Genomic DNA, 19,651 nt, shown 5'->3' with positions numbered 1-19,651 from the left:
CGATCAAAAAGGATGAACTGCCTGGCCACAGCGCATTCTGCTCATTTGACAGTGCGCTGAGACCACAGATAGGAAGCAGCTTCCAGAGGTCGAGAGGTGCAGCGTGTACGAGCCGAACGTGGTCGGGGACTGGCAGGAGTACGACGAGCACGCCGGTCTGCGCGTCCGCGTCCACCGTCTGGAGCTGGCCGAGCCGCCCCGCGGCCGGGACGACGCCGCCGACGGACTGACGTACTTCTGCCTCCGCGTGACGGTCGAGAACCGCGGCAGCCGCCATCTCGGCGTCCACCTCGAGGACGGCCAGATCGACGTGCGGCTCGGCCCGGACGGGGAGAGTGCCTTCATCGACTGGCGCAACTCGCAGTTCATCGAGGGCTTCGACGTCTATCCGCTGCGCCGGGCCACCGCCGTGCTGTACGCGGCCGGTGCCGAGGCGTCCCTGGGCCTCGTGGACGTCCAGGTGCAGTTGCGCGTCGAGGAGGAGTGGACCGCCCGCCGGCTGTGGGCGGGCGGCATCGGCGCGCACGAGGGCCCTGCCGGGGCCCAGCAGGGTCCGGTGCGGGACAGCCTGGCGCACCAGGTGAGCGTCTTCCTGCGGGACCAGGCGGAGGAAGGCACCGCCTGATCCCGTGTCAGGGTGTCGCGCTGATCAGTGCGGGATGCCGTCGATGATCTCGCGGGCGCCCTGGCGCAGCAGGGCCACGGCGACCGAGGTGCCGAGCGTGGCCGGGTCGAGCCGGCCCGCCCACTCGTGGGCGTTGAGCCGGGTCTTGCCGTCCGGGGTGAACACACAGGCCCGCAGGGACAGTTCGCCACTGCGGTCCACCTGCGCGAACCCGGCGATGGGGCTGTTGCAGTGCCCTTGCAGCACATGCAGGAACATGCGCTCGGCGGTGGTCTCCCGGTAGGTGTCCGGGTCGCCGAGGCCGCTCACGGCGTCGATCAGCGCGGTGTCTCCCTCGCGGCACTGCAGCGCCAGCACGCCCGCACCGATGGGCGGCATCATCGTCTCCGTCGAGAGGATCTCGCTGATCACGTCCTCGCGGCCGATGCGCTCCAGGCCGGAGACCGCGAGCAGCAGGGCGTCCGCCTCGCCGGCGGCCAGCTTCGCCAGACGCTTGTTGGCGTTGCCGCGGAACGGCACACACACCAGGTGGGGGTGCGTGGCGGCCAGTTGTGCGACGCGGCGCACCGAGGAGGTGCCGATCCGCGTCCCGGCCGGCAGCTCGTCCAGGGTGAGCCCGCCCGGGTGGATCAGGGCGTCGCGGATGTCGTCCCGCTTGAGGAACGCGGCGAACACCGTGCCCGCCGGGAGCGGCCGGTCGGCGGGCACGTCCTTCACGCAGTGCACGGCGAGGTCGGCCTCGCCGGCCAGCAGCGCCGCGTCGACCTCCTTGGTGAACGCGCCCTTGCCCTCGACCTGGGACAGATCGCCCATCCACTTGTCGCCGGTGGTCTTCACCGGCACGACCTCGGTGCGCACTCCGGGATGGGCGGCGGCCAACTCGGCCCGGACGCGCTCCACCTGGGCGAGGGCCATGGGGGAGTCGCGGGAGACGATGCGAATCAGTTCGGGGACGGACATGCGGACACGATAGACCCTTCCGCGGGGGCGTCGGTCCCGTACCTCCTCCGACTGCCGGGTATCGGGCGTCAGTTCGGGACGAGCGGATCGCTCAGTTCCACCGCCCGCAGGGCCGCGGCGAGGGCCCGCTCGTCGCCGACGTCGAGGGCGGTGTCGGTGAGCTTCACGACGTGCTCGTCACCGTGCGCGAGGGCCCGTTCCAGTACCTCCTGCGCCGTGCACCGGGGTGCGGGGACGTCCGCGACGGGTTCGGCGGTGGCGTACATGGCGGTGACGGCCGCGGACGCGGTCCACGCCGCGTGCAGGCTCGGTGCCCACAGGGCGCGGGGCAGGGAGCCGAGGGTGCGCAGGACGGCGTTGGGCGCGGTCGCCGCGTGCACGAGCATGGTCGCCTCGCCGTGGCCGTGGGTGGCGTAGCGGTGGGTCGCGGCGCGCACCAGTTCGGCGAGGCGCTCCCGGGCCGTGTCCGGGCCGGTCACGTTCTGCGCCCACAGCGGCAACCGCCGTACGGCCGCCAGCCGGTCGGGGAATCCGCCCCGGGGGTCGGCGATCGGAGGCACGGCGTCCAGGGACCGCGCGGCACTCGGGGCCGCGGGCAGGGCCGCGATGCCGGAGACGGGCCGGTGCCGGGCGGCCCAGTAGCCCAGCCCGTGCGCGAGTTCGGCGAGCCGCGGCGCGTTCTCGTGGGCCCCCAGGGCCCGTACGGCATGCCCGACGCGGATGACGGGATGCGTGGAGCCGCCGTACATCCCGGGCAGCAGCCGCGGCCACCACACGGCGAGGACGTCCCGCCACGGCTGCCCGGTGAGCGCCCGGCCGAAGTACCCGATCCAGTCGGCGGCCCGGCGCGGGTCGCCCAGCGCCGAACGCCAGTCGGCGCCCGTCACGGGAGCGACGGGCCGGGGCAGGTCCTCCAGTTTGTGCCGGTACAGGTCCAGCCACCGGTGCACGGCGTCCGCCCGGCCGTGTGCGGTGAGCGCCTCCACGACCATCGGGGCGTGATTGGTGAGCCGGCCGAGCCGCTCCGGCCCCGAGGCGTGGAGACGTCCGAGGGCGTCTTCGAGGGTCCCTGTCGTGTCGTGCGTGTCCATGCCGGGACGCTATGCGGCCGCCCCGTGCCGGGGGATCGGGCGCGGGGCGGAAGCCGGACCCGGCCGGAGGCCTAGGCCTCCGGCCGGGCCGGGTGCGGTCAGGCGTACGGGTCGAAGGGGATGCCGGAGGGCTTGGCCTTGGCGAGGTGGTTGGCGAAGGTGCCGTCCTTCAGGCCGAAGTTGGCGCTGCCGAAGTCGTACGACGTGAGCTTGTCGCGCACCCCGGCCGGGTAGCCGTTCCAGCCGACCAGGGCCGGGTACTGCCAGGTGCGCTTGTGGTTCTCCGGCGGCTCGTCGTTCCCGTTCGCGGCGCGGAAGCAGTGTGTTCTGATGCCGTCCTTGTGGTAGACGATCTTCGGGTGCGTGCCGTCGAAGCGGATCGCGGACGCCGCGCGCACGGTGAAGCCGCCGTGGTTGGACGTCGACACGTACTTGACCTGGTTGTCCTGCACGAACACCGCGACGTGCTCGAAGTCGTGCCGGTGGCCTCCGATGCCGCTGCCGGCCACCGCCTGGTCCTTCTCGAAGTAGAGGGCGTACAGGATGGCGCACCATCCGTTGTTGCACTTGGAGCGCGCGTAGCCGTTGGTGTTGTCGAGGTCCGAGGCGTCCCGGCAGTTGCCGTTCAGGGCGCCGGTCGGTTTGAGCCCGCCGTTCACGGTTCCGTCCGGGCCGATCGCGGGCGTGGAGTAGCAGCCGTCGGTGTCGTAGTCGTAGGCGGGCTGGTACGTCTGCTCCAGGGCGTCCGCGTTGGCGGGCAGCGCCGACGGTGGGGCGGCGAAGGCCGTGGCGGGGGAGGCGAGGACGAGGGCGGCGGCACCGGCCGCGCCGATGGTCCATCTCCTGCGGTGGGCGAACGGGCGTGACGACACTGCGTCCTCCTTGGTCCGGGCGCAGCCCAACGGCTGTGGGGGAAAGGGAGGTTCAGCTTCCTGGCTGAACGCGTCCATGCCAAGAGGGACGGAGGATCCGAACGGTGAATCAGGGCCCGATAGTTGGGGCGGCCTGTTCGTTTCAGGCCATGTCGTCCGGGATGTCGGCCGCGGCCTCCTCGGGCGCGAGATCGGGCCGGAGTCGCAGCCAGGACGGCTGCCGCAGCAACCCCTCCCGGGTGCGGGTGCTGTAGCGGACCTCGCCGACCAGGCGGGGTACGACCCAGTGCGCGCCCGGAGCGCGCGGAGCGGGGTCGAAGGGGCAGACGTCACTCGCGGCGGCCCCCAGCAGCGCGGCGAGTTCGGTGCGTTCGGCCTCGCTCCAGCCGGTGCCGACGCTGCCGACGTAGCGCAGCCGCCCCGCCGCACGCTGTCCGACCAGCACCGCGCCGGGCAGGCCGGTGAGCCGTCCCTTGCCGGGCTGCCAGCCGCCGACCAGGACGTCCTCGGTGCGCATGTTGCGGATCTTGATCCACGCCCGGGAACGCACCCCCGGTTCGTACACCGAGTCGAGCCGCTTGCAGACCAGGCCCTCCAGACCGTGCTCCTGGGTGGCGCGCAGGGCCTCGGCGCCGTGGCCGACGAGTGCGCGCGGGGTCGACCAGGAGGGTCCGGCGAGGCCGAGGTCCTCCAGTGCCGCGCGGCGCCGGGCGTACGGGAGCCGCAGGAGGGAGTCGTTCCGCAGGTGCATCAGGTCGAACAGCACGAGATGGACCGGGACCTCCGCAGCCCGCCGCGCGGCCCTGGCGGGGGCGTGGGCCAGACCCATCCGGGACTGCAGCAACTGGAAGCTGGCGCGCCCCTGGTCGTCCAGGGCCATGATCTCGCCGTCCAGTACGGCGGGGGTGGCGCCGAGGGCGGTGGCCAGCGGCCGCAGTTCGGGGTAGGCGGCCGTGATGTCGTCACCGGAGCGGGCGCGCAGCAGCACACTGCCGTCCCCGGGCAGATAGACCACCACGCGCTGGCCGTCCTGTTTGGTCTCGTAGGCCCAGCGCGCGTCCTGCGCGGCGGAGGGCAGGGTGCCGGACGTGGCGAGCATGGGCGGGATCAGCGGCAGGTCCACGGGTGAGGTGTCGACGGACCGGCGGGCCGCCACGCGTGTTCTCCGGTTGTTTCCCCTGAACGGGGTGAACCGCTTGATGAACGGGGGGCGCTCGGCGAACGGGGGGAACGAACGCCCAGCGAACGGGGGCTGGGCGAACTAGTGGGGTGAACCACTCGATTTACTTGAGTTACGCAACGAGATGGTACCGTGGTGCTCATGCCCACACCACCGCTCCCCGACGCCCCCTCGCCGGAAGTGACCGAGATCGAGCGTGCGCTCACCCGCATCACCTACCTGAGCACGCGCGCCCGCCGGCACGAACGGCTGATGGCCCTGGCGGGCGTCCCGCTCGACCGCGCCGCCGTCGCCCTGCTGCGACAGATCGCCGACTCCGAGCCGCAGCGGCCGGGGGAGCTCGCCGCCCGGCTGGGCGTGGAGGCCTCGCACGTCACACGCACGGTGCAGCAGTTGCAGAAGTCCGGCTACGTCACCCGCGTCCCCGACCCGGACGACCGCCGCGCCCAGCGCATCGAGCTCACCGACGCCGGGGGCGAGGCCATCGCCAAGGTCCGCGAGGCCGGCGTCCGCGGCATGCAGAGGGCGCTCTCGGACTGGTCCCCGGAAGAACTGCGGCAGCTCGCGACGCTCTTCCACCGCATGGTCGACGACTTCCTCGCCTACGCCGGCGACGAGGAAGGCCAACCCGGCTCGGCCCCGGCCGGCACGGCCTGATCCCGGTCACCGTGCCACCGGATCGCGCGGACCGGACCGCTCGGCTGCCGTCCCCTGCAGCGCCGGCTCGCGCAGGCCGCACAGCAGCAGCCGGCCCAGCGCGGGCAGCGCGATGAGCGGCAGCAGGGCCGACCGCAGGGACGTCGCATCGGCCAGCGCCCCGAGCGCGGGGGCCGCGAGACCGCCGACACTCACGGCCAGGCCCAGCGTGACCCCGCTCGCGGTCCCCGCCCGCCGGGGCAGGAAGTCCTGGCCCAGCGTGATGTGCAGCGAGAACGGCACGTACAGACCCGCCGACGTCAGCGCCACGAACAGGTACACCGGCGACCCGGGCACCAGGACCAGCCCGGCCACGGCCGGGACGGTCAGGGCGTACGACCGGCGCACCACCGCTGTTCGCCCGTACCGCTCGGCCAGCCGGCCCCCGACGAGCGTGCCGGCCGCGCCGCCGGCATAGAGCACGAACAGGGCCGCCGCACCGGCCGCCGCACCGCCGCCGGTGCGCTCCCGCACGTACAGCGCGACGAACGTGCCCAAGCCCACGAGCACCACGGAGCGGCAGACCACCGCCCCGGACAGCCGCAGGAAGGACCCCCAGTCGTCCTCGCCCACGGCGGCGGACGCGGCAGCACTCCTGGCGCCGGAGCCCGCCGAGCGCACCGCCGCCGCGCACAGCGCCGCCCCCGCCAGGGCCGGGACCACCAGCAGGGGAGAGGCGCGCAGCCCGCCCGTGGCCACCACGGCGAAGACCAGCAGGGGAGCCAGGGCGAAGCCCGCGTTGCCGCCGAAGGAGAACCAGCCCATCGCCGTGTGCCGGCCCTGCGCCACGACCCGCGCCACCCGGGCGGCCTCCGGATGGTAGGCGGCCACACCCACGCCCGACACGGCCACCACCGCCAGCGTCAGCGCATAGGAGCCGGTCACCCCGCTCAGGGCGACGCCCGCCCCGGCCGTCAGCGCGCTCAGCGGCAGCAGCCACGGCATCGCCCACCGGTCGGTGAGCACCCCGAACAGCGGCTGCACCAGCGACGACAGCAGGGACGCCGCCAGGACGACACCCGAGGCGGCGGCATAGGAGTAGGCACGCTCGGCGACGAAGTACGGAACCAGAGCGGCCACGGCCCCCTGGTACACGTCCACGCAGGCGTGCCCCAGGGACATCAGGGGGACGGGTCGATCGCGTCTCGAAGTGGTCACCCGGCGATCGTCGTCCGCCGGGCACCTGGCCCGCTTCCGATAATCTGCCGGACTGTGCCGAACATCCGCCACACCCCCACGGCCCCGACCCGCGCCCAGCGGCTCACCGCCGGCGACCGCATCGACGCCCACCGGCACGACGACCACCAGATCGTCTACGCCGGTGCCGGAGTCGTCGCCGTCACCACCGACGCCGGCACCTGGTTCGCCCCCGGCACCCGCGCCATCTGGGTCCCGGCCGGCACCGTCCACGCCCACCGCGCCCACGGCCGGCTCGACCTGCACCTGGTCGGCCTGCCCGCCGCCGACAACCCCCTCGGCCTCGACCGACCGGCCGTCCTCGCCGTCAGCCCGCTGCTGCGGGAGCTGATCCTCGCCTGCACCCGCGACCCCGGCGACGACAGCCCCGAGCGCCGCCGCCTGCGCGCCGTCCTGCGCGACCAGCTCCGGGTCTCGCACCAGCAGCCGCTGCGTCTGCCCACCCCCGCGGACCCGCGCCTGGCCGCCGTCTGCGCCCTCGTGCACGCCGACCCCGCCGACGTGCCCACCCTCGCCGAGCTGGGGGCCGAGACCGGGGTGGGGGAGCGGACCCTCAGCCGGCTCTTCCGGGGCGAGTTCGGCATGACGTTCCCGCAGTGGCGCACCCAGTCGCGGCTCTACCACGCCCTGCGGATGCTGGCCGACGGCCTGCCCGTCACGACCGTCGCCCACCGCTGCGGCTGGTCCTCCGCGAGCGCCTTCATCGACGTCTTCCGCCGCTCCTTCGGCTACACGCCGGGCAGACATCACGGGCACTCCCGGGACCCGGTGAACTGACCTGACTACCGTCCGGTAATAATGCGCGGCAGGCCTTCAGAGGAGGAACCGTGCCCCGGTCCGAACGCTCGCCCCTGCTGCTCGCCGGCCTCCTGGCCACCGCGGGCGTCGCCCACTTCGCCGCCCCACGCCCGTTCGACGCGACCATCCCGCGCGGCCTGCCCGGCACACCGAGGACCTGGACCTACGCCAGCGGCGCCGCCGAGCTCGCGCTGGCCGCCGGCCTGGCACTGCCGCGCACCCGCAAGGCCGCAGCGCTGGCCGCGGCCGCCTTCTTCGTCGGGGTGTTCCCCGCCAACGTCAAGATGGCCGCCGACTGGCGTCACCGCCCCACCCCGCAGAAGACCGCCGCCTTCGCCCGCCTGCCCCTGCAGGTGCCCCTGGTGCTCTGGGCCCGCGGCGTCGCCCGGAACGCGGAGGGCAGGTCGTGACCGCGCGCGTGGAGACCGGCGACGAAGTCGAGGACTTCTCCCTGCCCGACGAGACCGGCACCGTCCGCAGCCTGTCCGAGCTGCTCGCCGAGGGCCCCGTCGTGCTCTTCTTCTACCCGGCCGCCCTGACCCCCGGCTGCACCGCCCAGGCCTGCCACTTCCGCGACCTCGCCGCCGAGTTCGCGGCCGTCGGCGCCCGGCCCGTGGGCATCAGCGGCGACGACGTCGAGCGGCAGCAGGAGTTCGCCGGCCGGCACGGCCTCGGCATGCCGCTGCTGTCCGACGCCGACGGCACGGTCCGCGAACGGTTCGGAGTGAAACGCGGCTTCTCCCTGGCGCCCACCAAGCGCACCACGTTCGTCATAGCGCAGGACCGCACCGTCCTCGACGTCGTACGCAGCGAACTGCGCATGAACGCGCACGCCGACCGGGCGCTCACCGCACTGCGCGCCCACCGGTCCTGACACGGTCACGAATGCAGCGTCGCGGTTGATACAGGGCGGCAAAGGGATAATCCTGGACGATATGGAGGACGCCTCCGCTGCTGCGATCATCGACGCCCGCGGCATCCTGACGGGGTGGAGCGAGGGAGCCCGACGGCTGACCGGCTACCCCGCCCATGAGGCCCTGGGCCGTGCCGCGCGGGACTTGCTCGCCGAGGCCGTGCCGCCCGAGGCGATGTCCGCGCGGTCCGGCACGGTCATGGTGCGGCACCGCGACGGCTACCTCGTCGGGCTGCGCGTGAGGGCCTGCGCCGTGACGGGCCCGGACGGCGAAGCGAGCGGGTACGTGATCACCGCCGCGTCGCCCGGCCCCGGGGAGACGTCCCTCGCCGGCCGTGCCTTCCAGCAGGCGTCCATGTCGATGTCCGTCTTCGACGTCAAGCAGCGCTACCTGCGGCTCAACGACGTCGCGTGCCATGTGATGGGCGTGTCCGAGGAGACGCTGCTCGGCCGGCACTTCCCCGAGACAGTGGAGGAGGCGGAGCACAGCCGCGGCTTCAACTGGCACCTGCGGCACGTCGTCGAGACGGGCCGGCCGCTGCGGTACGAGAGCTACACCGGCGCACCGGCCCTCAACCGGGAGCACGCCTGGGTCACCGAGATGTGGCCGGTGCGGGACGCCGACGGCGAACTCGTGGGGACCGCCCTGGCCGCGTTCGACAGCACCGAGCAGTACTGGGCAAGGCAGCGCCTCGCCCTGCTGAACGAGGCCGCCGCCGCCATCGGCACCACCCTGGACGTGGTCCGCACGGCCGAGGAACTGATCGGGGTCGTGGTGCCCCGGTTCGCGGACTTCGCGAGCGTGGACCTGTTCGACTGGGTGCTCGGGGCCGACGAGGCACCTGCCGCGTCCGCGGAGGAGATCACCCTGCGGCGGGTCGCCCACGGATCCGTCACCGAGGGCACTCCGGAAGCGGCCGTCCACGTGGGAGAAGTGGATGTCTATCCCTCGTTCTCGCCGATCGCCCGGGCCATGCGGGAGGGCCGGGCCATCATCAGCCAGGCAGGGGAGCCGGCGTTCATGCGCTGGGTCGCCGAGCGCAATTCCCGCGCCCCGGAAGGACGCCCCTACCGCATGGGCGTCCATTCGATGATGGCCGTACCGCTGCGTGCCCGCGGCACCACGCTCGGCGTCGCCGTGGCCGTGCGGGTGGCGCAGCCCGACGACTACGCCGACGACGACGCGGTGTTCGCCGAGGAACTCGCCAGCCGGGCCGCGGTCTGCGTCGACAACGCCCGCCGCTTCGCCCGCGAACGCACCACCGCCCTCGCCCTCCAGCACAGTTTGCTGCCCAGGGGCCTGCCCGGCCAGGCCGCCGTCCAGGTCGCCCACCGCTACCTGCCCTCCGGCTCGGCGGCCGGTATCGGCGGCGACTGGTTCGACGTGATCCCGCTGTCCGGCAGCCGCGTCGCGCTGGTCGTGGGGGATGTCGTGGGGCACGGCATCCCCTCCACGGCGACCATGGGCCGGCTGGTCACGGCCGTCCGCACCCTCGCCGACGTGGACCTGCCGCCGGACGAACTCCTCACGCACCTCGACGACCTGGTCACCCATCTCGCCTCGGACGACCAGGGCGACGAGGTCGCCGAGCTGGGCGCGACCTGCCTCTACGCCGTCTACGACCCCGTCGTGCGCCGCCTGAACCTGGCCGCCGCCGGCCACCCCGCACCCGCCCTGGTGCTGCCCGACGGATCCACCCGGCTGATCCCCATGAGCGCGGGGCCCCCGCTGGGCGTGGGAGGGCTGCCGTTCGAGGCGACGGAGCTCCAGCTGCCCGAGGGCTCCGTCGTCGCCCTCTACACCGACGGGCTCATCGAGGACCGCGACCGCGACGTCGACCACGCCACCGACGAGCTGTGCCGGGCCCTGACCGTGCCCACCGACTCGCTGGACGCCCTGTGCGACACCGTGCTGAAGGCCGTACTACCGGAGGAGCCCGGCGACGACGTGGCCCTGCTGCTGGCACGGACCCGGGCGCTGGGTGCCGACCAGGTCGCCACCTGGGACGTCGTCCCGGACCCCGCGGAGGTGGCCGCCACCCGGCAGGCCGCCACCGACCAGCTCACCGCGTGGGGCCTGGACGAGACGGCCTTCGTCACCGAACTCGTCGTCAGCGAACTGGTCACCAACGCCATCCGGTACGGCGCCCCGCCCATCCAGCTCCGCCTGATCCGGGACCGGACCCTCATCTGTGAGGTGTCCGACGGCAGTTCGACCTCCCCGCACCTGCGGCGGGCGCACCAGGACGACGAGGGCGGCCGCGGTCTGCTGCTCGTCGCCCAGCTCACCCAGCGCTGGGGCAGCCGGCAGACCACCCGGGGCAAGACGATCTGGTGCGAACAGTCACTCACCCCGCTGTTCTGACCTCACTCCCCGGCCGCGTCGGAGGCGACCTGGGCGAGCGTGCGGCCGGACTTGGCCGAGCGCGCGCGGCGGGGATCGGGAGCCCCGCGCGTACGGGCCGCGTCCCCGGCCCGCTTCACCAGCAGCCACGCCTCCTCGCCGTCGCCGCCCCGGCCGCCGCGGAACCGGGTCAGGGCGTACTCGCCGCGCAGCTTGGAACCGCTCAGCCGGAACGTGGCGTGCCCGCGCTCCAGCGACCGGGCGAAGTCGACGGGCCGGCCCCGGCGGTCGTGGCTCAGCGGCTCGTACGTGCCGTGGTCCCAGACGATCACCGTGCCGCCGCCGTACTCGCCGCGGGGGATCACGCCCTCGAACTCCTCGTACTCCAGCGGATGGTCCTCCGTGGGCACGGCCAGCCGCTTGTCCTTCGGGTCCGCCGAGGGGCCTCTCGGGATCGACCAGGACTTCAGCACGTCGTCCACCTGCAACCGGAAATCGAAGTGCATCGTGCTCGCGTCATGGATCTGCACCACGAACCGGGGCCCGTCCCCGGCGGACGCACCCCGCCCGCGGGGCTCCCCGGTCCGGTCGAAGTCGCGCTTGCCGCGGTAGTCCCGCAGCCGGTCCCGGTCAGCCACGTGCGACTCCTTCCCGCCTCGCGCGCCCCCGGGTACCCGTCAGAACTCCTCGTGCACCTCGGGGTCCCCGCCGACCCGCCGCCGCGCCCGGTCCGCCACGGCCCGCATCTCGTCCTCGTCCAGCTCGAAGCCGAAGACGTCGAGATTGGCGCGCTGCCGCTCCGGGTTCGCCGACTTCGGGATGGGCACCGCGCCCAGCTGCGTGTGCCACCGCAGCACCACCTGACCGGGCGAGACCCCGTGCGTCTCGGCGATCCGCGCCACGGCGGGGTCCTCCAGCAGGGGCGTGCCCCGGCCGAGCGGGCTCCAGCTCTCGGTGACGATGTCCTTGGACGCGTGGAAGGCGCGCAGTTCGTCCTGGGGCAGCAGCGGGTGCAACTCGATCTGGTTGACCGAGGGCAGCACCCCGGTCTCCCGCTCCAGCCGCTCGATGTGCCCGGCGGTGAAGTTCGAGACGCCGATCGACCGTACGAGACCCTCCTCGCGCAGCTTGATCATGGCCTTCCACGCGTCGACGTACCGGTCCACGCGCGGCAGCGGCCAGTGGATCAGGTACAGGTCGACGTACTCCAGGCCCAGGCGGGCCCGGGACTCCTCGAACGAGGCGAGGGTCTCCTCGTAGCCGTGGTGACGGCCCGGGAGCTTCGTCGTCACGACGATCTCCTCGCGCGGCACCACACCGGAGGCCACGCCGCGGCCGACCCCCGTCTCGTTGCGGTAGTTCGTCGCCGTGTCGATCAGGCGGTAGCCGGCCTCCAGGGCCGAGAGCACCGCCTGCTGCGCCTCGTCGTCGCCGAGCGGCCAGGTGCCCAGGCCCAGGGCGGGGAGCGTCGTACCGTCGTTGAGCGTGTGGGTCGGGATGCTGATCACCGTGGGACCTTCCCGTCGCGTGTGTGTACGGCTGTGTCGCCCCTCCAGCGTCACGGATAAAGTGAGCGGTGATCAACCGGACACGTGGGGGATGAGGACGGCGGACGGCATGGGCAGCGCCGAGGGGAAGCCGGTGACGGGGTCGGGACGTCCCACCTCGCGGGACGTCGCGCGGCTCGCCGGCGTGTCGCACACCGCCGTGTCCTTCGTGTTCAACGGCCGCGCCGCAGGCAACCTGTCGCCCGCCACCCAGGAACGTATCCGGCAGGCCGCCGCCCAGCTCGGCTACCGGCCCGACCCGGTCGCCCGGGGCCTGCGCCGCAGCCGTACGGCCGTGATCGGCCTGGTCACCGACGAGATCGCCTCCTCGCCCTTCGCCGGGCGGCTGCTGCGCGGCGCCATGGACACCGCCTGGGCCGGAGAACACCTCATCCTCACCGTCGACTCCGGCGGCGACCGGGCCAAGGAGGACGCGGCGGTCGCCGAACTCCTCGACCGGCGCGTCGACGGCATCATCTACGCGGCCATGTCCCTGCGCAGCCTCCGCGTCCCCGAGGGCCTGCACCGCACCCATTCCGTCCTGGCCAACTGCCTGCCCGAGGACGGCTCACTGCCCGCCGTCATCCCCGCCGAGCGCGCCGGCGGCCGTAGCGCGGCCCGGCTGCTGCTGGAGCAGGGGCACCGGCGGGTCGCGATCGTCGGAGGGCAGGACGACATCGCCTCGGCGGAGCGGCTGCGCGGCTTCCGCGACGCGCTGCGCGCCGAGGGCATCACCGTCCCCCGGGACTGGGTCGTCCGGACCGGAGGGGAGATCTCCGGCGGCCACGAGGGCGCCACGCGCCTGCTCGACGGCGCGCCGCCCGAGGCCCGGCCCACCGGGATCTTCACCTACAACGACCGGGTCGCCGCGGGCGTCCTGCACGCCGCGACCCGCCTCGGCATCGCCGTCCCCGGCGACCTGTCGGTGGTGGGCTACGACGACCAGGAGCACATGGCCGCCCACCTCGCGCCGCCCCTCACCACCGTCGCCCTGCCCCACCGGGCCATGGGTGAGACGGCCGCGCGTCTTCTGCTCGACTCCATCGGCACCGGCCGGACCCCGCCCGCGACGGTGCGGCGCCTGGCCTGCCCGGTGATCAGCCGCGCGTCGGTGGGGCCAGCGCCCACCCGGTGACGGACGCGCCGGGCGTCACGCTCAACTCCCTGATGTCGTCCGCCCGTTCGTAGACACGCTCGGTGACCGTGGCCCGGTCGCCGACGAACAGCTCGTACAGCGAGCCGTCGACGAGGACGCGCACGGTCAGCTTCTCAGCCGACGGGACCGGCACGACGATCGGTGCCCCTGCCTCCTTGCGGGGCCAGTCGTCGCGGTCCAGCGTCACGGTGCCACCGTCCGGGTCCAGCCGGAGCGTGAGTTCGGCTCCCTCGGCCGACCGCAGCAGAGTGACGGTGGTGTGCTCGCGGGCGGTGACCGTCAGGTCGTAGGCCGCCGGCAGCCCGGCCCGGCCGGGGGCCGTCACGAACGGCTCCGCGGCGCGCAGCCTCCGCAGCTCCGGCGCCGGGGACACGCGCAGCGCCCCGTCCGGATGGACGTCGACGACACGGGGTGCGCTCAGCACACCGGCCCAGTCGGCCTCGCCCTGCTCACGGGCCTCCCACGACCAGCCCCACAGCAGGACGCGGTCCGGTTCCTGGAGCACGGCGGGCGCGTAGAAGTCGCGGCCGTGGTCGAGCAGGCCGGCCGTGCGAGGGGTGAGGCGCAGGTCCGCGTCCAGGCGGCCCGTGAGGTACCCGGTGGTCCACGGGTGCCCGTCCCACAGCGAGACCACCAGCACCCACTCGCCGCCCTGCGCGGCGTACAGCTGCGGGCATTCCCAGCCGGTCGCCCGGCCGCCGAACGCCGCCCTGGCGACCGGGTCGTGGCCGTCGAGGAGCACACCCGTGAACCGCCAGTCGGTCAGGTCGTCGCAGTCGTAGAGCAGGACCGAAGGGGTGCCGTCGGCGTGGCCGGCGCCGACCAGCGCCCAGCGGCGCCCGTCGTGCCGGAAGACGAAGGGGTCGCGGAACATCACCACATCGAGGCCCTCGGGCGGGCCCGTGACCACCGGGACGGGCAGAGGCGTCCAATCGGCCAGCGCCGGGTCGTCCGGGTCCGCCGCCCGGGCCAGGCAGATCGTGCCGAGCCCGGTGTGATCGCGGTCCACCCCGGTGTAGACGGCCGTCGGAACGCCCTCGTCGTCGACCACGCAGCCCGACCAGCAGCCCGCCTCGTCCGGGCCGCCCGGGGTGGGCGTGAGGGCGATCGGATGGTGCTCCCAGTGGGCGAGGTCGGTGCTGGAGGCATGGCCCCAGTGCACGTTGGCGTGCACCGGGGCGTCCGGGTTGTGCTGGTAGAAGAGGTGGTGGCGGCCGCGCCAGCGGAAGGGCCCGTTGGGGTCGTTCATCCAGTTGGCGGGCGGGCGGACCCGGAAGCGCGGGGCGTTGGGGTCCTGTGGGGGAGCGGCGAGGCTCAACGGTTGACTCCTGCGGACGTGATGCCCTCACGCAGAGGGCGCTGGCCGACGACGAACACGGCGACGGCGGGAATCATGGAGAGGACGACACCGGCGAGCACCACGGAGATGGAGCCGGTGCCGAGATTGCCCTGGAGGGAGACCAGCCCCAGCGGCAACGTGTAGTTCTGGCCCGACGTCTCCAGGATCAGCGGGCGGAAGAACTCGTTCCAGTGGTAGTTGAAGGCCAGGACACCGACGATCGCGAGGCCGGGCGCGGCCAGTGGGGCGTACACCGACCGGAAGGTCCGCCAGGGCCCGGCCCCGTCCAGCATCGCCGCCTCGCCGAGGTCCTTGGGCATGCCGAGGAAGTACTGGCGCATCAGGAACGTGCCGAACGCGGTCGGGAAGGCCGGGATGATCAGCCCGAGCAGGGTGTCGGTCAGGCTCATCGACTTCAGTACCAGGAACACCGGCACGATGGTGACCTGCAACGGCACCATCATCGTGGCCAGCACCAGGCCGAACAGCGGCTTCTTGAAGCGGAACTCCAGCCGGGCGAAGGCGTATCCGGCCAGGCCCGCCGTGATCATCTGGCCGACGGCGATCAGGGCCGTGACCAGTGTGGAGTTGAGCGCCAGCAGCCAGACGTCGATCTGGTCGAAGACCCCGCGGTAGGCCTCGGTGGAGGGGTTCGACGGGATGAGCTGCGGCGGGAGGTCGAACGCCTCGGCCGGGGTGCGCAACGAGGTGGACACCGTCCACACCACCGGGCCGAGGGTGAGCAGCGCGCACACGGCCAGACCGGCGATCCGCGCCCACGGCGCGAGCCCGTGCCGCACACGGCTGGAGGACAGGGTTGCTTGGCTCATGGGAGGACTCACCCGGCTCACTGGTAGTGGACGAAACGCCGGCTGAGCCGGAACTGGAGGGCGGTGACCGCCATGATCAGCACGAACAGCAGCACACCCACCGCGGACGCCTCACCGAAGCGCAGCTGCTCGAACGCCGTCTCGTAGATGACCATCACGACCGTGCGGGTGGAGTCGCCGGGGCCGCCGTTCGTGAGGACGTACGGCTGCTCGAAGACCTGGAGGGCGTTGATGATGCCGACGACCGAGGCGACCAGCAGCGTCGGCGAGAGCAGCGGCAGGGTGACGGTCAGGTGCTTGCGCAGGCCCGTCGCGCCGTCCAGGGCGGCCGCCTCGTGGATCTCCTTCGGGATGTTGTTCAGCCCGCCGACGAACAGCAGGAACGAGAAGCCGAACTGCTGCCAGACGTAGACCAGGACCACCGTCGCCATCGCCGCGTTCTCCGACGTCAGCCACGGCACCGGTGCGATCCCGACGAAGCCGAGCGCCCAGTTGATCACCCCGAAGTCCTGGTTGAACAGGTACTTCATCACCACCGAGATCGACGCGGCGGACAGCACCAGCGGGAAGAAGAACGCCGAGCGGAACACCGACCGCAGCCACACCGGCATCCGCCCGTTGATCGTCAGCGCGAGGGCCAGCGCGACGAGCAGTTGCAGCGCCACCGCGAACACCATGAACACCAGCGTGTTGCGGAAGGAGACCAGCACGGTCTCGTCGCCGAACACCTCGCCGTAGTTGGAGAGTCCGGCGTAGGACGGCGAGTCGATGACGTTCCAGTGGAAGAGGCTCAGGATCACCGAGCCGACGATGGGCACGACCGTGAAGATCACGATGCCGACGATCGTCGGCGTCAGGAACAGCGTGGCCAGCAGCCGGGTGCCGCGGTCACGGGCCGAGGGGCCCTGCGGCGCCGGGGCCGCCCGGACCGCGGGGCGTTCGGCGCGCGCGGGCGGTATCCGGGTGTTCGTCATACGTCACGCTCCATGGCCTTCTCCAGATCGCCCTGCATCCGGCGCAACGCGGGACGCACCGAGCGCGCGGAGGCCAGGGCCGTGCCGGTGTGCTTCAGCAGCACCTGCTCGACCTCGGCTACCTGCGGCGGCGCCGGGATGGGTCCCGTGTCGGGGAACCGGTCGAGGGTGTCGTAGAAGACCGGCCAGTGCGCCGGGCCGGTCTTCGCGTAGCGGCCGGCGGTCAGCAGCGAGCGGCGGGCCGGGGTGGTCTGGTTCGTGGCGAACAGCCGCTCCAGGGTGTCCTTGCGGGCGGCGTACTTGATGAACTCCCACGCCTCGTCCTGCATCGTCGAGGTGCGCAGCAGCGCGTAGCCCGCCGCGCCGTACTGCATGCGCTGGGTGCGCCAGCGCGGGAAGTACTGCACGTCGAACCCGTCCCGCTCCATACCGGCCAGGTGCAGTCCGCCCGCCCAGAAGCCGCCCGCCGGGGTGACGCCGACGCGGCCGGTGGAGAACACGCCGATGAGGTTCTGGCCGTTGCCGCCCTCGGGGCGGGTGCACAGGCCGTCCTGGATGAGGGAGGCGAGGTAGTCGTAGACCTCCTCCACCCGGTCGTGCGAGGCCTGCGGCGTCGTCCAGCGGAAGCCCCCGCCGCGGCCCTTGCGCTGCGCGGTGGGGTAGAAGCCGTTCCACAGCCAGTCGCCGCCGGGCGCCTTGGACTCGGCGAGCAGATTGGTGTCGTTCGCGAACAGCCACGGGACCACGCCGCCCCACAGCCGGTTGGTCCAGAAGTACGGCGTGAAGCGGGAGCCGCCCGACCTCTTCATGTCCCGCAGCAGCGCCGTGAAGTCGTCCCGGGTCCAGTCGGCCGGCGGGAAGTCGGCCCCGGCCCGGCGCAGCACCTGGCGGTTGAAGTACATGTCGGCCGCGTTGAACTCGACGGGCAGCTGGTAGAGGCTGCCCTCGTACATCATCGACTCCACCAGCGACGGGTGGACGTCGGTGAAGTACTCCTTGAGCTCGGCCGCGTCCCGCTTGACCCACTTGTCCAGGGCCACCCCGAGCCGCTGCGCGAACAGCTGCACGCCCTCGGTGGCGACGTAGACGAGGTCGGGGGCGGTGCCCGCGGCGACCTGGGTGAGGATTTTCGCGAAGAAGTCCGACCAGTCGACGGCCTGGACCGCGTTGATCCGGAGCTTGATGTCGGGGTGCAGCTCGGCGAAGCCCTCGCGGAGCGTGCGGATGGCCTCCGGCCCGTAGGCCGGGCCCAGCGTGGCGACGACGAGGGAGCCGTCGTCCCGGCCGGGGATGTCGGCTCCGGTGAGCCGGTCCCAGCTCGCGGCGGTGCCGGCCAGGGCGGCGGCGCCCGCGCCGTAGGCGCCGTACCGCAGCAGGGCGCGGCGGGTGAGGTGCGAGTCGGTCATCGTGTGTGGGGCCTAACTCGTGTTAGCCGTGGGTTGATGCCCCAGATGATGTGAGCGCGGAATGGCCCTGTCAAGGCGTGCGGGTGCTTGACCTTTAACGAGTTAGGTCCGAAAGTCCTGATCCCATGAGCCGCAGTTTCCGAGGAGAGGGACGAGGTGTGTGATGCGCGGGATCACCAGGAGAGCTCTGTTCGCCGGGTCGGCCGTGGGCGCGGCCGGCGCTCTGCTGCCGACGGCGGGTCCGGCGGCGGCCGGGCCCCGGACGGCCCGCGCGAGCTACCGCGCCGGGTACCACTTCACCGTCCCCGAGCAGTGGAAGAACGACCCGCAGAGGCCTGTCTGGATCGACGGCAGGTATCACTACTACTACCTGCACAACGCCGACTACCTCGCCGGCGAGATCGGCACGGCCTGGCGCCTGGCCACCAGCACCGACCTGGTCTCCTTCACGGACGGGGGGATCGCCGTGCCCAAGGACACCACGCCCAACGGCGACGTCTGGTCGGGTTCGGCGGTGGTGGACACGCACGACACGGCCGGCTTCGGGGCGGGCGCCGTCGTCGTGCTGGCCACCATGTCACCGCACGACGGCCCCGCCGACCAGGCCCAGTACCTGTACTACTCCACCGACGGCGGCCGCACCTTCACCCCGCACGGCACCGACCCGGTGCTGCCCAACCCCGGCGTGCGCGACTTCCGCGACCCGAAGGTGATCCGCGACGAGGAGCGCGACCGGTGGGTGATGACCCTCGCCGAGAACGACAAGGTCGGCTTCTACCACTCCGCCGACCTCAAGACCTGGACGTACGTGAGCGGGTTCGTCAAGGGCGGCATCGGTGTGCTGGAGTGCCCCGACCTGTTCCGCATCCGCGCCGGGGACGGCACGCCGAAGTGGGTGCTCGGGGTGAGCGCCAACGGCAAGGGAGCCGGGCTGCCCAACACGTACGCGTACTGGACGGGCTCCTTCGACGGCAGCGCCTTCACCGCCGACACGACCGATCCCCAGTGGCTCGACTACGGGTGGGACTGGTACGGGGCGGTCACCTTCGACAAGCGCGGCACCGACGGCACCCTCGACGAGGGGACCCGCTACGCGATCGGGTGGCTGAACAACTGGGACTACGCCCACATCACGCCCACCATCGACAGCGACGGCTTCAACGGCACCGACTCGATCGTCCGTGAGATCACGCTGAAGCGCGCGGGCGACGGCACCTACTACCTGGCGTCCCGGCCGGTCGCCGCGCTCGACCGCTACGTCTCCCGCACGGTGACACTCGGCGACCTGGAGGTCGAGGGCATGCGCCTGCTCGACTACCGGGGCACGGCCTACGAGCTGAGCTGTGAGATCACCTGGGACCAGCTCATGGGCGCGGGGATGCAACTGCGGCGCTCTCCGGACGGCGTCCGCCACATCGACGCGGGTGTCCACCGCGACTACGCCTACCTCAACCGCCGCCCCACCGTGTCCCCCGACATGACGGGCAGATGGCAGGAGAGCCGCAGCCCGTTCGACCCGGCCCGGCGCTCGGTGCGGTTGCGCATCCTGGTCGACCGCACGTCCGTGGAGCTGTTCGTGGACGACGGCCGGTACACGCACTCCTCGGCGGCCTTCCCGTACCTGGTCGACACGGGGCTCGCGCTGTTCACGGTGGACGGAAGGGCGGTGTTCCGGAACACCGTGATCCGCGAGTTCAGGGTGTAGGGAGGGCGTTCCCGCCCT

19 protein-coding genes are annotated in these 19,651 nt (G+C 72.7%); 8 read left to right on the top strand and 11 right to left on the bottom strand.

Annotation, left to right across the window (positions count from 1 at the left end):
- Nucleotides 1-103 precede the first annotated feature (103 nt).
- Nucleotides 104-625, top strand: a complete 522-nt coding sequence (locus RFN52_RS01910; RefSeq protein ID WP_107459081.1) for a hypothetical protein — start codon at nt 104-106, stop codon at nt 623-625.
- 24 nt (nt 626-649) lie between these two features.
- Here RFN52_RS01910 and hemC read toward each other — a convergent pair whose 3' ends face one another.
- The 4 genes from hemC to ligD all read right to left on the bottom strand — a co-directional run bounded on the left by hemC (nt 650) and on the right by ligD (nt 4,671).
- The gene (gene hemC, locus RFN52_RS01905) at nt 650-1,585 is read right to left on the bottom strand and encodes a hydroxymethylbilane synthase (protein ID WP_184854403.1); all 936 of its coding nucleotides are present in this window, start codon (nt 1,583-1,585) and stop codon (nt 650-652) included.
- A 68-nt stretch (nt 1,586-1,653) separates the two neighbouring features.
- Entirely contained in the window at nt 1,654-2,676 is a 1,023-nt protein-coding gene (locus tag RFN52_RS01900; protein WP_184854404.1) for a questin oxidase family protein, read from the bottom strand.
- 98 nt (nt 2,677-2,774) lie between these two features.
- A complete protein-coding gene (locus RFN52_RS01895; RefSeq protein WP_184854405.1) occupies nt 2,775-3,548 on the bottom strand; it encodes an NPP1 family protein in 774 nt (257 codons plus the stop codon).
- A 142-nt stretch (nt 3,549-3,690) separates the two neighbouring features.
- Nucleotides 3,691-4,671, bottom strand: a complete 981-nt coding sequence (gene ligD, locus RFN52_RS01890) for a non-homologous end-joining DNA ligase (protein ID WP_184854708.1) — start codon at nt 4,669-4,671, stop codon at nt 3,691-3,693.
- Nucleotides 4,672-4,869: 198 nt separating this feature from the next.
- On the opposite strand from ligD, the gene RFN52_RS01885 reads away from it, so the two are divergent.
- Nucleotides 4,870-5,385 (top strand): MarR family winged helix-turn-helix transcriptional regulator, encoded by a 516-nt coding sequence (locus RFN52_RS01885; RefSeq protein WP_184854406.1) that lies wholly within the window; start codon nt 4,870-4,872, stop codon nt 5,383-5,385.
- Nucleotides 5,386-5,391: 6 nt separating this feature from the next.
- On the opposite strand, the gene RFN52_RS01880 is transcribed toward RFN52_RS01885, so the two are convergent.
- Nucleotides 5,392-6,546 carry an MFS transporter gene (locus RFN52_RS01880; protein ID WP_184854709.1) on the bottom strand — a complete coding sequence of 385 codons (1,155 nt, stop codon included), beginning with the start codon at nt 6,544-6,546 and terminating at the stop codon, nt 5,392-5,394.
- A 90-nt stretch (nt 6,547-6,636) separates the two neighbouring features.
- Between RFN52_RS01880 and RFN52_RS01875 the strand changes: the two genes are divergently transcribed.
- The 4 genes from RFN52_RS01875 (at nt 6,637) to RFN52_RS01860 (ending at nt 10,697) form a co-directional block, all read left to right on the top strand.
- Nucleotides 6,637-7,398: an AraC family transcriptional regulator gene (locus tag RFN52_RS01875; RefSeq protein WP_184854407.1), complete on the top strand. Its 762-nt coding sequence runs from the start codon at nt 6,637-6,639 to the stop codon at nt 7,396-7,398.
- Between the two features lie 50 nt (nt 7,399-7,448).
- On the top strand, nt 7,449-7,829 hold the full coding sequence (locus tag RFN52_RS01870; RefSeq protein WP_184854408.1) for a DoxX family protein: 381 nt from the start codon (nt 7,449-7,451) through the stop codon (nt 7,827-7,829).
- A complete protein-coding gene (locus RFN52_RS01865) occupies nt 7,826-8,293 on the top strand; it encodes a peroxiredoxin (RefSeq protein ID WP_308432040.1) in 468 nt (155 codons plus the stop codon). The genes RFN52_RS01870 and RFN52_RS01865 overlap by 4 nt, the downstream gene beginning before the upstream one ends.
- 61 nt (nt 8,294-8,354) lie before the next feature.
- Nucleotides 8,355-10,697 (top strand): SpoIIE family protein phosphatase, encoded by a 2,343-nt coding sequence (locus RFN52_RS01860; protein ID WP_184854409.1) that lies wholly within the window; start codon nt 8,355-8,357, stop codon nt 10,695-10,697.
- Between the two features lie 2 nt (nt 10,698-10,699).
- Here the strand turns inward: RFN52_RS01860 and RFN52_RS01855 are convergent, their stop codons facing one another.
- Nucleotides 10,700-11,314, bottom strand: coding sequence for a DNA polymerase ligase N-terminal domain-containing protein (locus tag RFN52_RS01855; RefSeq protein ID WP_184854410.1), 615 nt, complete (start codon nt 11,312-11,314; stop codon nt 10,700-10,702).
- Nucleotides 11,315-11,353: 39 nt separating this feature from the next.
- Nucleotides 11,354-12,184 (bottom strand): aldo/keto reductase, encoded by an 831-nt coding sequence (locus RFN52_RS01850; protein WP_184854411.1) that lies wholly within the window; start codon nt 12,182-12,184, stop codon nt 11,354-11,356.
- 109 nt (nt 12,185-12,293) lie between these two features.
- Between RFN52_RS01850 and RFN52_RS01845 the strand changes: the two genes are divergently transcribed.
- Nucleotides 12,294-13,358: a LacI family DNA-binding transcriptional regulator gene (locus tag RFN52_RS01845; protein WP_184854412.1), complete on the top strand. Its 1,065-nt coding sequence runs from the start codon at nt 12,294-12,296 to the stop codon at nt 13,356-13,358.
- Here RFN52_RS01845 and RFN52_RS01840 read toward each other — a convergent pair.
- From RFN52_RS01840 to RFN52_RS01825, 4 genes are read right to left on the bottom strand one after another with little or no spacing between them, the layout of a single operon-like run.
- A complete protein-coding gene (locus RFN52_RS01840; RefSeq protein ID WP_184854413.1) occupies nt 13,321-14,697 on the bottom strand; it encodes a glycoside hydrolase family 32 protein in 1,377 nt (458 codons plus the stop codon). The two genes, RFN52_RS01845 and RFN52_RS01840, sit on opposite strands and share 38 nt — an antisense overlap.
- Nucleotides 14,694-15,548, bottom strand: coding sequence for a carbohydrate ABC transporter permease (locus RFN52_RS01835; RefSeq protein ID WP_030853770.1), 855 nt, complete (start codon nt 15,546-15,548; stop codon nt 14,694-14,696). The genes RFN52_RS01840 and RFN52_RS01835 overlap by 4 nt, the downstream gene beginning before the upstream one ends.
- Before the next feature lie 17 nt (nt 15,549-15,565).
- Nucleotides 15,566-16,522 carry a carbohydrate ABC transporter permease gene (locus RFN52_RS01830; protein ID WP_184854414.1) on the bottom strand — a complete coding sequence of 319 codons (957 nt, stop codon included), beginning with the start codon at nt 16,520-16,522 and terminating at the stop codon, nt 15,566-15,568.
- Entirely contained in the window at nt 16,519-17,928 is a 1,410-nt protein-coding gene (locus RFN52_RS01825) for an extracellular solute-binding protein (protein WP_184854415.1), read from the bottom strand. Before RFN52_RS01825 ends, RFN52_RS01830 begins: the two co-directional genes overlap by 4 nt.
- A gap of 163 nt (nt 17,929-18,091) precedes the next feature.
- Here RFN52_RS01825 and RFN52_RS01820 point away from each other — a divergent pair, with 163 nt between their 5' ends.
- Nucleotides 18,092-19,633, top strand: a complete 1,542-nt coding sequence (locus RFN52_RS01820; RefSeq protein WP_184854416.1) for a glycoside hydrolase family 32 protein — start codon at nt 18,092-18,094, stop codon at nt 19,631-19,633.
- The last annotated feature ends 18 nt before the right edge of the window (nt 19,634-19,651 follow it).

The sequence above is a fragment of the Streptomyces collinus genome, from assembly GCF_031348265.1.
In the GTDB taxonomy this organism is placed as follows: Bacteria; Actinomycetota; Actinomycetes; order Streptomycetales; family Streptomycetaceae; genus Streptomyces; species Streptomyces collinus.
The sequence above is the reverse complement of the archived record's forward strand: the minus strand, read 5'-3'. Positions and strand labels throughout refer to the sequence as shown.

Coding starts and splice junctions, on each gene's coding strand:
- RFN52_RS01880 (WP_184854709.1), bottom strand. CDS start 6,546: ATGTCCCTGGGGCACGCCTGCGTGGACGTGTACCAGGGGGCCGTGGCC.
- RFN52_RS01860 (WP_184854409.1), top strand. CDS start 8,355: ATGGAGGACGCCTCCGCTGCTGCGATCATCGACGCCCGCGGCATCCTG.
- RFN52_RS01845 (WP_184854412.1), top strand. CDS start 12,294: ATGGGCAGCGCCGAGGGGAAGCCGGTGACGGGGTCGGGACGTCCCACC.
- RFN52_RS01835 (WP_030853770.1), bottom strand. CDS start 15,548: ATGAGCCAAGCAACCCTGTCCTCCAGCCGTGTGCGGCACGGGCTCGCG.
- hemC (WP_184854403.1), bottom strand. CDS start 1,585: ATGTCCGTCCCCGAACTGATTCGCATCGTCTCCCGCGACTCCCCCATG.
- RFN52_RS01885 (WP_184854406.1), top strand. CDS start 4,870: ATGCCCACACCACCGCTCCCCGACGCCCCCTCGCCGGAAGTGACCGAG.
- RFN52_RS01820 (WP_184854416.1), top strand. CDS start 18,092: ATGCGCGGGATCACCAGGAGAGCTCTGTTCGCCGGGTCGGCCGTGGGC.
- RFN52_RS01900 (WP_184854404.1), bottom strand. CDS start 2,676: ATGGACACGCACGACACGACAGGGACCCTCGAAGACGCCCTCGGACGT.
- RFN52_RS01825 (WP_184854415.1), bottom strand. CDS start 17,928: ATGACCGACTCGCACCTCACCCGCCGCGCCCTGCTGCGGTACGGCGCC.
- RFN52_RS01830 (WP_184854414.1), bottom strand. CDS start 16,522: ATGACGAACACCCGGATACCGCCCGCGCGCGCCGAACGCCCCGCGGTC.